The sequence below is a fragment of the Sphingobacterium sp. ML3W genome (assembly GCF_000747525.1).
Classification (GTDB): Bacteria; Bacteroidota; Bacteroidia; order Sphingobacteriales; family Sphingobacteriaceae; genus Sphingobacterium.
On sequence record NZ_CP009278.1, the window covers coordinates 4,287,139 to 4,301,274 of the forward strand.

Sequence of the window (14,136 nt, forward strand, 5' to 3'; positions counted from 1 at the left end):
TAAATCTAAAAACAAATATGCAAAGATGAGTAGATTACATCGTTTCTTTTGCACGCTTCATCAAGGGACTTGCAAATACAAAATTATTGAGCTCCTCGACATCCGACCGCATCATATCTTGATTTGACCCTTCCCAAAACTTTTGTCCCTTATAGAGATATAAAATATATTCGCCAATTCCCATAACCGAATTCATATCATGAGTAACCACAATCGTCGTCGCATTGTATTCTTGTGTCAATTCCAAAATCAACTCATCGATCAAGATTGAAGTTTCAGGATCCAAACCCGAGTTTGGCTCATCGCAAAAAAGATATTTAGGACTCATGGCAATTGCACGTGCAATGCCAACACGTTTCTTCATTCCTCCAGATAATTCCGAAGGAAAGAGTTTATTTCTTCCTTTCAAGTTCACCCTTTCCAAACAAAAATTAGCACGATCCAATTTTTCTGATTTAGACATCTCCGTAAACATATCCAAAGAAAAAATTATATTTTGTTCAACAGTCATGGAGTCGAATAAGGCAGAATTCTGAAATAACATCCCGATTTCTTTTCGGATAGGAATACGGTCTTCAAAACTTAATTTAGAAAAATCCTGACCATTAAAGAGCACGCGCCCCTTATCAGGTTCATGCAAGCCCACCATACATTTTAATAACGTACTTTTTCCAGAACCCGAACCGCCAATAATCAAACTCACCTTTCCCGGCTCAAAAGTAGCGTCAATGCCTTTCAGCACCTCATTACTTCCGAAAGATTTATAAATATGCTCTATTTGTATCATAATATGTTAAAGAGAATTAAAGCATCAGCGCCGTAATTAAATAATCCGCTGCCAAAATTGTTATACATCCGATAACAACAGCTTTTGTACTTGCTTGCCCCACTTCTAATGCACCCCCACTAACAGTAAATCCTTTATAAGCTGATATGGAAGTAATAATAAAACCAAAGACAAATGCTTTCACCAAGGCAACAGTAACCGTAAATCCATTAAAACCCTCTTGAATTCCCATGATATAGTCCGAAGGTGTTACAGCCCCCGACAGAGCTCCCCCTAAAAGTCCGCCAACAATAGAGCAAAAAATTGCAATAGTAACCAATACAGGCACCATCGTGATACCCGCCAATATTTTAGGTAATATCAAATATCCAGGTGCATTAATACCCATGATTTCAAGTGCATCTATCTGCTCGGTCACACGCATAGAGCCTATCTGAGATGAAATAGAGGAGCCAACACTCCCCATAAGAACCAAAGCCGAAATCGTTGGACCCAGTTCCAAAATATTGGAATCTCGATTAATGGACCCAATTATTGAATTTGGAATTAAATCAGAAACCAGTTGAAAAGCAATTTGCATGGTCATTACCGCTCCTATAAAAGTGGAAATAATAAGTATGAGTCCGAGAGACCCAAGACCTATTTCATTCATGGCGTGCATGGTTTCCTTCCAATAAATTTTACCTTTCTCAGGCCTTTTAAAAACCGAACGTAGCAAAAGCAAATAAGAACCAATATGGTGAAATATCATATATTTTTACAGTATTTATTTCTTTAAAATCTAATATACCATTATAACACCATAAAATACAAATTGGTTTTTTATAATATGGGCATAAAAACATAATCAAAGATAGGCAATACTTATAAAAATGAACTAATTTCCCTTTCAACAGAAAACGCACAATTCAGTTACCGATGAAATGAGATATTTTACCGAGATTAGTACATAAATAACCTAATTCATAAAATCAAAAATTAATTTTAGTTTACATTTGTGCTAGAGCAAAACAAAATACTAAACGATTAGACTATGGATGCTAAAAGAATCACAACAGGTATTATATTTTTATTCATTGGAGTCATCCTACTTTTAAGTAAAATGGATATTATTGAGTTCAATTGGTTTGAGGTTTTTCGCTATTGGCCATTACTCATTATTTTAGTAGGTGTCAATATACTAGTCCCTAAAAAAGATATTGGTTATATCATATCCATCGGGACGACCTGCGTTATATTAGCCATATTTACGTACATCGGAATAACGACTCCAAATCAAAGTTTATTGTCCCGTATCATGGATCATAAAAATTTGAATATAGATTTAGATAATGATGAAGACTTTACAGGCACGTCAAACTTTGTTTCTGCTAAAAAAACTCTAAATACGACTCATGCAACAGCTAACATTGACCTAGGCGCTACCCAAATCAAGTTAAAGGACACAAGTGATAATTACTTGTTCGAAGCAGCAAACAGCTCAAACAATTACTTCCTTTCATTAAATTCAGAAACAGCTAAAGATAGTTCTGTTACCCTGAATTTAAACGGAAAAACAAAAAAAGGAATAAACTCAAAAGGCAATGCCACGGTCATCAAACTTAATAAAAATATCATCTGGGATTTGAACCTAGATGTTGGCGCTGCAGACATTCAAGCTGATTTATCAAATTTCAAACTTCGGAATCTATCCATTGACGCTGGAGCTAGTAATTTAGACCTCAAATTGGGTTATCCTCAGATGCTAACGAATATCAACATTGACGCAGGAGCATCTTCTATACAAATTGCGATTCCTAGAGAAGCAGCATGTCAGATAACAACAGAAATGGCACTTTCCTCGGTACATTCCGATGATAGCTTCGTAAAAGGAAATGAAAAAGGAACCCTTACAAGTTCGAATTTTGAAAGCGCAAAAAACAAATTCAAAATTTCTATTGATGGAGGCATCACTTCTGTATCGATAACACGGTATTAAAAGAGCTTAAATAAGTGCAATAGAATATCTAACTTTGCATTAGATATGGACACAAGTAAACTTTTGACATTACCAGGTATTTATTGCAATTCGCAAACCACTTATTCAAGATGGAAAACGAGAGAAGTGCAAATTGGTGATGTACCCATGGGTGGGGATAATCCCATACGTATTCAAAGCATGACAACGATCGACACCATGGATACTATGGGTTCGGTAGAACAAACGATCAGAATGGTCGATGCTGGTTGCGAGTATGTTCGAATAACGGCACCATCGATAAAAGAAGCCAATAATCTGGCCAATATAAAGAAGGAATTACGCCTCCGAGGATATCATGTACCATTAGTTGCAGATATTCATTTCACACCGAATGCGGCTGAGGTAGCTGCACGTATCGTTGAAAAAGTTCGTGTAAATCCTGGAAACTATGCAGACAAGAAAAAATTTGATCAACTGAGCTATACAGACAGTGAATATCAAGCAGAATTAGACCGCATTTATAAAAAATTCAAACCTTTAGTCAACATCTGCAAAGAGTACGGTACAGCTATGCGAATAGGGACCAATCATGGCTCACTTTCAGACCGTATCATGAGTCATTATGGTGATACACCAGAAGGCATGGTAGAATCAGCAATGGAATTCATTCGCATTTGTGAAGATTTAAATTACTATAATTTATGTATCTCCATGAAATCGAGTAATCCACAGGTGATGGTGCGTGCCTATAGACTTTTGGTCGAAAAGATGATTGCCGAAAACATGAACTATCCCCTGCATCTTGGTGTTACGGAAGCTGGTGATGGCGAAGACGGCCGCGTTAAATCTGCCGTAGGTATAGGAACATTATTAGAAGATGGATTGGGCGATACCGTTCGTGTATCTCTGACTGAGGAACCTGAAAAAGAAGCTCCAGTTGCGATAGCTTTGGTCAATCGGTACACGAAAAGGAAGCGTGATATTGAAGCAATTAAAAATCCAGAAATCTTAAAATTAACCGAAAATAATAGCGCTCAACCCTACATTTCAAAAGAAGTGAATACTTTTGTCGGAGGCTCATTAGTACCTCGCGTAATCGTAGACATTTCTAACGAAAATCTAAAAGATGTCAATTTCCTGTCCAAAGCAGGCTATCGTTATGACACCTTATTAGATAAGTACCATATGGGCGAGCAGTCTGTAGATTTTGTATATCTTGGCGATCAGTTGCCCTCATTTAATATGCCGGCCAATTTAAAGCAATTATATAATTACCAAACCTGGAAAAACATTAATAATAAAGCGAATATTCATCCTTTATTTACTTTAGAAGAATTCAACCAGGCTTCTGATAAAGATGCTGCACTAAATCTTATTAAAATAAAAAATACAGATCTAGCAACCCATTCATTCGAAAATTTGCAACTCGACAAAACTATTATATTTCTATTAGAAACAACTGCAGTACACGGAATGGCGGAGCAACGTCAATTCTTCAGAAATCTACAAGAAATTGGTCTAGATAATCCGGTCATTATTAAAAGAACATATGAAGCTGCTGCTTTTTCAGGACCAATTGGTGATATTATGAACCCAGAGGAGCCCATTTCAAAACTTCAGCTATATGCAGCAACTGACTTGGGTGCATTATTAATTGACGGATTAGGCTCAGGTATTTGGATTGATTCGCCCGCTACACCATTAGATAAAATAGTATCCTTATCTTTTGGAATCCTTCAAGCTACTAGATCACGGATATCAAAGACTGAGTATATCTCCTGCCCGAGCTGTGGACGTACATTATTTGATCTACAAGAAACGACCCAGATGATTAGGAATAGAACAAATCATCTAAAAGGTTTGAAAATTGGTATTATGGGATGTATCGTAAATGGTCCTGGTGAAATGGCTGATGCAGACTATGGTTATGTTGGTGCTGGACCTGATAAGATCACCCTATATAGGGGACAAGAGGTCGTTAAGAAAAATGTAAGTTCTAGACACGCACTTGATGAGCTCATCAATATCATCAAATCAGATGGTTTATGGATAGATGAAAACGAATTACCTGACTAAAAGAAAAAGGCTTAAATGATATCATTTAAGCCTTTAATATTTTTATGAGCATATTTTATTTGCGGACCGAAAATCTCTTCACGACCGTTTCCGAACCAGAAACGACACGCACAAAATAAAAACCATTATTGAGCTTACCACTTTGATCAAAAGATAGATTTTGATTTCCAGCTTCTAGCGTACCATTCATAAGCTGTAACACCTCATTACCGAGTGCATCCATGACTTTAATGGCAACTGCGCTTTGCTTACCTAATTTGAATGATAAACTGATCTGTTCGGAAATGGGGTTATAAAAAACCTTAACATTATTGATTAACTTATCCACATCCTTCGTGTTGTCAGGAGTCATTGCATTATAAGTTAAACGATCAGGTTTATCAAGCGATGATAGCACATCGAATGTCAGAAGTTCTGTCGTATTGGAAGCTTGTAATACAGATGCATAACCTAAACTACCCATCGACGTAATCGTGCAGAGCAGACATAAATAAGCTATTTTCTTAATATTAATATTCATTTGTATAATACGACTTCTTAAATTGGTTATAGTTTAATCAAATATAATATTTCTAAACCAATATATCAACAACAAAAATAGGTTATTTGTTTAGATTTTATCACCTTATTCGGTATAAATATTTGTCATTTAACAATTTTTAACAAGATTTGTCGTTGTCAAACAAATTGCTAAAATTTGGCACGAGTTTTTCACTTGCAACGAACCTTCATATTCGTGGTAAAACGAAGGTTTTCACTTAAAAAAATATAAAAAATGACGACAAGTCATCAAAGTACTGCACAAAAAGTAAGCCTTGCAGGGCTTCTCATTAGTTTAGGAATCATATTTGGAGATATTGGGACCTCTCCACTTTACGTATTTAAGGCTATCATGAACAAAGGTGTCATCGATAAAAACCTAGTCCTAGGCGGGCTATCCTGTGTATTCTGGACAGTAACCTTACAAACAACTGTCAAGTATGTCTTAATTACATTACAGGCAGATAATAAAGGCGAAGGAGGTATTCTATCTTTATTTTCTTTAGTTCGCAAAAGAGCACCATGGTTGATTTTCCCAGCGATGATAGGAGCAGCTACACTCCTTGCCGATGGTATGATTACTCCAGCCATCACCATCTCTTCTGCTATTGAAGGTTTGGATATTAAATATCCTGGATTACCAACCATTCCAATTGTAGTAACGATCATTACCGGGCTATTTGCGATTCAACGTTTCGGTACCTCAGTAGTGGGTAGAATATTCGGTCCGCTGATGTTTATTTGGTTTTCTACCATCGGCATATTGGGACTAAGTAATATTCACCTCGAACTGGAAGTCCTCAAAGCATTAAACCCCTATTATGCAGTCAAATTATTAATCGCCTATCCCAATGCACTATTTATTATTGGTGCCGTATTTCTATGTACCACAGGAGCAGAAGCCCTCTATTCAGACATGGGACACTGCGGAAAAAGTAATATCCGCATCAGTTGGATATTTGTAAAATTAACATTGGTCTTCAACTATTTTGGGCAAGGAGCTTGGTTACTTACCCAAGAAGGAAAAGTATTAGGTGAAAACAATCCTTTTTATGCCATCATGCCCCATTGGTTCCTTGGTTATGGAATTGCAATTGCAACCATGGCAGCAGTAATCGCCAGTCAAGCCATGATATCAGGATCATACACCCTCATATCAGAAGCGGTTCGCTTAAACATATGGCCAAAGGTGGCAATCCGATACCCAAGTGACCATAAAGGCCAGTTATATGTACCTTCAATCAATTTGATTCTTTGGGCGGGCTGTATGCTCATCATCAGGATTTTTGGAGAATCAAGCAATATGGAAGCCGCCTATGGATTAGCCATCAACTTAACATTCCTAACAACGACTATTTTGATGACATACTTTTTGGCATCAAAAAAAGTCAATAAATATATCATAGCACTCTTCACAGGATTCTATCTGTCTTTAGAGTTGATGTTCTTAGTTGGAAATGGAGTTAAAATTGCCCACGGAGGTTGGCTAACCTTATTATTAGCCTCACTCCTATTTCTTATAATGTACGCCTGGTGGAATGCAAGACGAATCAAAAACAGATTTGTCAACTTCATCAATATTGATAAGTACTATCCTATTATCTCAGAATTGAGTGAAGATAAATCGGTACCACCATACGCTTCACATTTGGTCTATTTGACAAGTGCAAACTTTAAATCCGAAATTGAATCGAAAATCATTTATTCGATATTGAATAAAAAACCAAAGCGTGCAGACGTTTACTGGCTGGTTCACGTAGATGTTATGGATCACCCACACACACGTGAGTATACCATAGACCAGTTGATTCCTGGAAAACTAATTCGCATTGATTTTAAACTTGGATTTAGAGAAGAGCAACGCATCAGTTTATTGTTCCGAAAAGTAGTGGAAGATATGGTTAAGAAAGGTGAAATCGATATAACAAGTCAATATGACACCCTAAAAAAACACAATATTCCAGGAGATTTTAAATTCGTAGTCTTAGAAAAAGTTTTATCAAAAGGCAATCAATTAAGCTGGTTTGAACGCATCATTATGGAAATATATGGGTATCTCAAAAAATTAAGCCTATCCGAAGAAAAGGGATTTGGATTAGATGCAAGCTTTGTTACCATAGAGCGAGTCCCCCTTAGTTTACCACAAACTTCGACTATTGAGTTAAAAAGAAAGAATAAATAGCCTATATTCAAAATGATATAAAGTGCCTCCAATAAAGATAAATTGGAGGCACTTTTTTTTACCAAAAACCGAAGGTGTTACTATAACCATATAAAATACTATTAATATATCGGCTAAAAGATCTGTAAATAATCATTCCAAAATGTTTAAAAAAAAGCAAAACGGATGATGCTATAGGTAAATTAGTGTAACCAATTATTATTTAAGGAATGTCTTAAAATAAAAGCTTATTTTTGCATCAAATACAACATTATGGCAGGACCAGTAACAACTCCCACGAAAAAACTTCACCCTAGAAATAAACATCTTGATGCTTACGACTTTGTTAAATTAACCAAGATTGTTCCCGAGCTCAAAGCATTTGTCTTCATCAATGACTATAAGACGAAAACAATCGATTTTACAAATCCAGAGGCGGTCAAGCTTTTAAACAAAGCATTACTCCAACAATACTATAATATTCAATATTGGGATATCCCAAAAGAAAATTTATGTCCTCCTATTCCTGGTCGCGCAGATTACATACATTATGTAGCCGATATCTTAGCAAAAGCCAATAATAATGAAATACCAAAAGGTAAACAGGTCAAAATCCTAGACATTGGCGTTGGTGCCAATTGTATTTATCCCATTGTAGGAAACCACGAATACAGTTGGTCCTTCGTAGGATCTGAGATTGTAAAAAAAGCATATAAAAATGCCATTGAAATAGTACGTTTAAATCCGGAACTTAAGAATAACGTACAAATCAGATTACAGAATAATCCAAAAGCAATCTTTAAGGATATTATTCTTGAGAATGAAAAATATGATATGGTTATCTGTAATCCTCCATTCTTCTCTTCACAATTAGAAGCACTGGCACAAGCAGACCGTAAAATAAAAGGGCTAAAACCAGTAGAAGAAGACAAAATAGTTCAGAGTTTTGCAGGACAAGGAAGCGAGCTGTGGTGCGATGGCGGAGAAAAAGCCTTTATCGGTAGGATGATTTTTGAAAGTCAGTTCTATAAAGACCAGGTAAAATGGTTTTCTACTTTGGTAGCACACCGTGAAGATATCAGAATCTTACAACACAAGCTAAAAAAGCTCAATGTGGCAGAGGTAGAAGTAATCCGAATGGAACAAGGAAATAAAATAGGTAGAATCCTCCTCTGGAGGTTTTAGTATATAAAAAAGCTCTAAACAATGTTTAGAGCTTTTTTTATATACGATCAATTCCGTTAAGACATGCTTTCCTTATTTAGTTTCGAATGCTTATACCCATATAAGAAATAAATAATAAGTCCTCCAATAAGCCAAATAATAAAGATAATCCAATTACTGGCCCCTAGCTCTGTCATTAAATATAAATTAATCAAAATACCGGTAACTGGTAAAAGGGAAAAGTTCATCTTAAAACTATAGAAACTTAAGACTAACCAAGTCAACCAAAAGATGATAACCAACACTTTATGTTTAATAATATCCATAAATGTAAGGTTTTTCCATTCCGTAACCACATCTTGGCCATATATCCAAAACAAAACGATTGCGGCAATCAATCCAAATCCAACCAGATATTTACCATTCACATAAGGAACCCTGAATTTTGATTTTTTTGATATGCCTGAATAATCCATGTACAGTACACCTGCACAAACCATGATAAAAGCAAAGAAAGTACCTACACTCGTAAGGTCAACAAAGAAATCCATTTTAAAAAACAAAGAAGGTACACCAACCACTACCCCTGTAACAATAGTTGCATAAGAAGGGGTTTTATACTTCGGATGTACACGAGCAAAGCGCTTCGACATTAAGCCATCGCGGCTCATGGTCATCCAAATTCTAGGCTGTGCCAATTGGTAAACCAACAGAGCACTTGTAATAGCGATAACAGATGTAACGGAGATGATCCCTGCCATATAGTCAAATCCAACGTATTTAAACACAAAAGCTAAAGGATCCTTTACGTTCAACTCGGTGTAATTTACCATTCCAGTCAGAACCAAAGTAATAGCGACATATAGCACAGTGCAGATGACCAAGCACCATATCATGGCTTTGGGTAAATCACGCTGTGGATTCTTACATTCTTCTGCCGTCGTGGAAATGGAGTCAAACCCAATAAAAGCAAAAAATACAGCTGCAACGCTGCCCATTACACCATGCATTCCATTCGGCGCAAAAGGTGTCCAATTTTCAGGTTTCACATAAAACATCCCTCCAAATATAACTGCTAAGATGATTCCGACTTTAATAATGACCATAACGGCACTGGCGCGTTGCGACTCTTTAATCCCAATATAGACTAAAGCAGTAACCAAAACTGTAATGATACCTGCAGGTAAATCAAATATAATCGGTATATCTCCGATTCGAGGAGCGCTCAAATAAGCCTCTAGCCCGTGTTTATCTGCTGCCGTTAAACTCGTTGCACCACTTTCTGCAAGTTTTTGAGCGGCGTCTAACGCATAACCTGGAGCCAAGGATAACCATGCCGGTATATGCAGACCAAATCCCTCCAACATGGACGCAAAATATTGAGACCACGATATTGCAATAACGGTATTAGAAACGGCATATTCTAGCACAAGCGCCCAGCCAATAATCCAAGCAAACAATTCTCCAAAAGCCACATATGCATAGGTATAAGCACTACCTGAAACAGGTACAGTACTCGCAAACTGCGCATAGGAGAGCGCCGTAAAGACACAGGCAAAAGCAGTGAATATGAACAATAGCGAAACCGCGGGTCCACCCTCGTAACTAGCCAAACCAATTGTACTGAATATTCCAGCACCAACGATAGCGGCAATACCTAGCGAAACCAAATCTCTTACACCCAGTACTTTTGCAAGTCCAGACCCCTCTCCATGTTGGGAGTCGTATATAATCTGATCTACACTTTTCTTTCGAAAAAGTCTTTTAAACATGTAGTTTATGTTAATATGTTAAGTAATTTGGTTACGAAAATAAAAAAAATAAGACTGATACTAGTACGACAACACAAATACTATTCAAAATCTATCATTTCGTAGTGAATATACTGATAGACATCATGGAAATCCTTCAAATCTTCCTTCATATACTGCGTCAACTTATTACTCACCGCTATAACACGTTCCTCTTTCAAGTCAAAAGACCACAATCGTTTACAAATCTGAAATAATGCGCGAGTAACCTGCGCCACATCAGCATATTCGTAAATATATTGCGACGCTATGAAGCGATCAAAAAAAACATCAAATTTTGGCGTATCCTTTAATTGGCTTATGTTTAAAAAAGAACGTAAAGCATCTCGATTTACTTTCTCCAAGGCCACATAAAATTTTGAAACTGAAATTGCCTTATGCGCTATTAGGAGGTGGTCCAGCAGTAATTCTAGTGCAATATGAGCAAAAAATGAAGGTCTTATTGGCAATCCGGCTAACTCATCTTTAATAAGCACCTTAATGGCATGTGTATGGTGAAAAAAATAATCCGCATTATGGAACAAACGATCAACTTCGATATGCCCATTCCATCCCTTAAGCAAATCCATATGGAGGGGGTTTCCACACAATTGATCTTCAAAATTATTGGGCTTGATCACAAAATCTTTATCCGCATTTTTCAATAAGTCAGGCAATAAACTACCCACAACCCGTTCTGGGCTTGTCGCGAAACGTTCGAAATAAAAGTGTGACAAAAAATTCATAACAACAATTTTATACCTATCGCAATTATTTAACGAGAAATATTGACTCAATATACAGCTTAATCTCTTATATTTGTGGCTTATATTAAAAATTTTTAACCCATTTTACACAATGAGCTTTGTAGAAGAATTACGCTGGAGAGGCATGCTTCAAGACATTATGCCAGGAACTGAAGACTTACTAAATAAAGAAAAAGTATCTGGTTATATTGGTTTTGATCCAACAGGAGACTCTTTACACGTAGGTCACTTGACACAAATCATGACGTTAATTCACTTCCAAAACGCAGGACATCAACCTGTTGCCTTGGTAGGTGGTGCAACAGGAATGATTGGAGACCCTTCTTTCAAATCTGCTGAACGTAACTTATTGGACGAACATACATTAAATCATAATGTGAATTGTTTGAAAAATCAATTAGGTAAGTTCCTAGCATTTGGAGAAGGTGAAAACGATGCAAAAATGGTTAACAATTACGATTGGTTCAAAGACTTCAAGTTTTTGGATTTCATCCGTGATGTCGGTAAATTAATTACTGTTAACTATATGATGTCTAAAGATTCTGTAAAAAAACGTTTAGAAGGCGAAAATGGCCTTTCATTTACAGAATTTTCGTACCAATTGATTCAAGGTTATGACTTCTATTATCTCTGGAAACACCACAATTGTAAAATACAAATGGGAGGATCTGATCAATGGGGAAATATCGTAACAGGTACTGAATTCATTCGTAGACAAGATCAGGGAACCGCTTTTGCAATTACGACACAATTAATAAAAAAAGCAGATGGTCAAAAATTTGGTAAAACAGAATCAGGTGCTGTTTGGTTAGATGCAAAGAAAACCTCTCCTTATAAATATTACCAATTTTGGTTGAATACTTCAGACGATGACGCAAAAAGCTGGATCAAGATCTTTACGTTAAAATCGAAAGAAGAAATTGATGCCATTATAGCTGAGCACGATGCGGCACCACATACAAGAGCAGTACAAAAGGCATTGGCAAAAGATATCACCATTCGTACACACTCGGAAGAAGCTTATGAAACAGCTATTAAGACTTCTGATTTTCTTTTTGGTAACGGAACTTTAGAATTCTTAAATGGTTTAGATCATGAAGCTATTTTAGATGTATTCGAAGGTATTCCACAATTCAATGTTTCAAAAGAAACTTTGAGCACAGGAATTAACATATTGGATCTACTGGCAGTAAACACCCAGGTATTCCCTTCTAAAGGCGAAGCGCGCAAAATGTTGCAAGGTGGAGGGGTTTCGATTAATCGAGAAAAAGCGACAGACATAGAACAGGTAATCAACACATCCAATTTGATTAATGATCAATATATCATTGCGCAGAGAGGAAAGAAGAATTACTATTTAATAATTGCTGAATAGGCATATTTAAGTTTATAGAATAAAATGGCCGATCAAAATCGGCCATTTTTATTTTAAAGTTTTCAGAAAAAAGCTGTATCGGTTGAATACTAAGCTTTTATAAAGATAATCAAAAAAGTCAGGTAACGATTTGGTAACGGTGCTTATTGCTTTGCTTTTCAATGTGTTTCCGCTAGCTCATAGCTAATATATAAAATTTATTCTTCTCAAATCCATACAAAAATTTTAAATCTTCGGTTTTTACATTTAATGTAACAGCCCTATAAATCTTTGTCTATATATTCTTCCAAATAAGATTTCAGTTGGTCTAAAAATGCGGTTCGGGAACCTACTCGATATTTCATTCGATGAAAAGAATTGTGCAAATCTCCCAATATAATCTGGAATAATTTTTCTAAAGTCAGACTGATTTTGCGTATTCCTACTTTACCGTAAGAAAGAGAACCATTCGCATACAGTGCATAAATCAGTTCTGTCAAGGCATTTTTGGTATCCGTCCAAAGAATACCATCGGATGAAATATCCCTTGGAGAAAGAGAACCTGCTATTTCATCATCGTTAATTTTTTGGAGTATATAAGTATAAAGTAGCTCATTTGCTATTACCTGAGCCACTCTATTATCATAATAAGTTGAAAACAGTGGGTCAATTTCAAAAGCAAAACTGTTCAGACCATCGTGGAAATTGATGTTGCCTAACCTGAAGTATGTTTCATCACGGTCGGTTCTTCCTGAGCGATAGTATCTGTAAAAATCGGAATTGTAGATGTGCTCCCTGTATTCCTGTTTTAATTCCTGTTACTGTTCTAAAAAATAACTTGTGTACATCTTTCCTCCGTCAACTGGACAGGTTGTCTGCATCCGAAATACTTTATTGTGGTAAATGAGTTTGGATAGTATGTATGGCTTAATGTTACGAAAGAAATTGATTTCCTTCCAATGGTTTTTAAAACCCTGCCTTATAACATCTTCTTTTGTTAATGTCAAAAATTCTGGCAGGTATATCATCATTTGGTATGCTTTATCAATAGCATTGATGGCAAACAGCGAAATTGCATTTTCTTTTCGCAGTATCTCTGAGATAATATGATTTAATGAAGATGCCATTTAAGTTAGTTTATTTACCATATTATTAAGACAACCATTTCAAATTATAAAGCAAAAAAATAAGTATATTATCAGGCTGTCGGTTACAATCTCCAAATGCTGCTTACGGTCTCTAACCTGTTCAAGGTCACTTTGAAAAAATAGTGTATACAGTTATTTTATGTTTTCATTCCAATAATAGCTATCAGAATAAATCCTTTGTCAGAATATAGCTGCACCTACCCTTATAATCGATACTCTCTCTGCAATAGCGGTTTCTATGTATCTACTCATACCATTGATAATTTCAGAAAATCCACGTCTAAAGTATTGGGGTTATAATTAGTTATTGTATATTTTGGAGTAATTAGAAGCTTTTACCCACCTCTTCAACTTCACCATTAAAAAACCTATGCTAAATATGTTCTTTG

General features: G+C 36.1%; 10 protein-coding genes and 1 pseudogene. 5 read left to right on the forward strand and 6 right to left on the reverse strand.

Translation table 11 applies throughout. From position 1 onward, the window contains the following. Nucleotides 1-34 precede the first annotated feature (34 nt). Together KO02_RS18400 and KO02_RS18405 are read right to left on the reverse strand one after the other, a co-directional pair. Complete coding sequence (locus KO02_RS18400; RefSeq protein ID WP_038700669.1) at nucleotides 35-787, reverse strand: ABC transporter ATP-binding protein; 753 nt, start codon at nucleotides 785-787, stop codon at nucleotides 35-37. A 16-nt stretch (nucleotides 788-803) separates the two neighbouring features. Beyond that, complete coding sequence (locus KO02_RS18405; protein WP_038700671.1) at nucleotides 804-1,538, reverse strand: MlaE family ABC transporter permease; 735 nt, start codon at nucleotides 1,536-1,538, stop codon at nucleotides 804-806. Nucleotides 1,539-1,820: 282 nt separating this feature from the next. On the opposite strand from KO02_RS18405, the gene KO02_RS18410 reads away from it, so the two are divergent. Beyond that, entirely contained in the window at nucleotides 1,821-2,765 is a 945-nt protein-coding gene (locus KO02_RS18410; RefSeq protein WP_038700673.1) for a LiaI-LiaF-like domain-containing protein, read from the forward strand. A 45-nt stretch (nucleotides 2,766-2,810) separates the two neighbouring features. After that, nucleotides 2,811-4,823, forward strand: coding sequence for a (E)-4-hydroxy-3-methylbut-2-enyl-diphosphate synthase (gene ispG, locus KO02_RS18415; protein ID WP_038700675.1), 2,013 nt, complete (start codon nucleotides 2,811-2,813; stop codon nucleotides 4,821-4,823). 55 nt (nucleotides 4,824-4,878) lie between these two features. On the opposite strand, the gene KO02_RS18420 is transcribed toward ispG, so the two are convergent. Further along, complete coding sequence (locus tag KO02_RS18420; protein ID WP_081918429.1) at nucleotides 4,879-5,343, reverse strand: T9SS type A sorting domain-containing protein; 465 nt, start codon at nucleotides 5,341-5,343, stop codon at nucleotides 4,879-4,881. A 255-nt stretch (nucleotides 5,344-5,598) separates the two neighbouring features. Between KO02_RS18420 and KO02_RS18425 the strand changes: the two genes are divergently transcribed. Together KO02_RS18425 and rlmF are read left to right on the forward strand one after the other, a co-directional pair. Beyond that, entirely contained in the window at nucleotides 5,599-7,545 is a 1,947-nt protein-coding gene (locus KO02_RS18425) for a KUP/HAK/KT family potassium transporter (protein WP_038700677.1), read from the forward strand. A gap of 252 nt (nucleotides 7,546-7,797) precedes the next feature. Then, nucleotides 7,798-8,709: a 23S rRNA (adenine(1618)-N(6))-methyltransferase RlmF gene (gene rlmF, locus KO02_RS18430; protein ID WP_038700679.1), complete on the forward strand. Its 912-nt coding sequence runs from the start codon at nucleotides 7,798-7,800 to the stop codon at nucleotides 8,707-8,709. A gap of 56 nt (nucleotides 8,710-8,765) precedes the next feature. On the opposite strand, the gene KO02_RS18435 is transcribed toward rlmF, so the two are convergent. Both KO02_RS18435 and KO02_RS18440 read right to left on the reverse strand, forming a co-directional pair. Continuing rightward, nucleotides 8,766-10,460 carry an amino acid permease gene (locus KO02_RS18435; protein ID WP_038700681.1) on the reverse strand — a complete coding sequence of 565 codons (1,695 nt, stop codon included), beginning with the start codon at nucleotides 10,458-10,460 and terminating at the stop codon, nucleotides 8,766-8,768. Nucleotides 10,461-10,540: 80 nt separating this feature from the next. Beyond that, on the reverse strand, nucleotides 10,541-11,224 hold the full coding sequence (locus tag KO02_RS18440) for a hypothetical protein (RefSeq protein ID WP_038700683.1): 684 nt from the start codon (nucleotides 11,222-11,224) through the stop codon (nucleotides 10,541-10,543). A gap of 112 nt (nucleotides 11,225-11,336) precedes the next feature. On the opposite strand from KO02_RS18440, the gene tyrS reads away from it, so the two are divergent. Next, nucleotides 11,337-12,620, forward strand: coding sequence for a tyrosine--tRNA ligase (gene tyrS, locus KO02_RS18445; protein WP_038700685.1), 1,284 nt, complete (start codon nucleotides 11,337-11,339; stop codon nucleotides 12,618-12,620). 260 nt (nucleotides 12,621-12,880) lie between these two features. Here tyrS and KO02_RS18450 read toward each other — a convergent pair. After that, a pseudogene (locus tag KO02_RS18450) lies at nucleotides 12,881-13,726 on the reverse strand (RteC domain-containing protein). Between the last annotated feature and the right edge of the window lie 410 nt (nucleotides 13,727-14,136).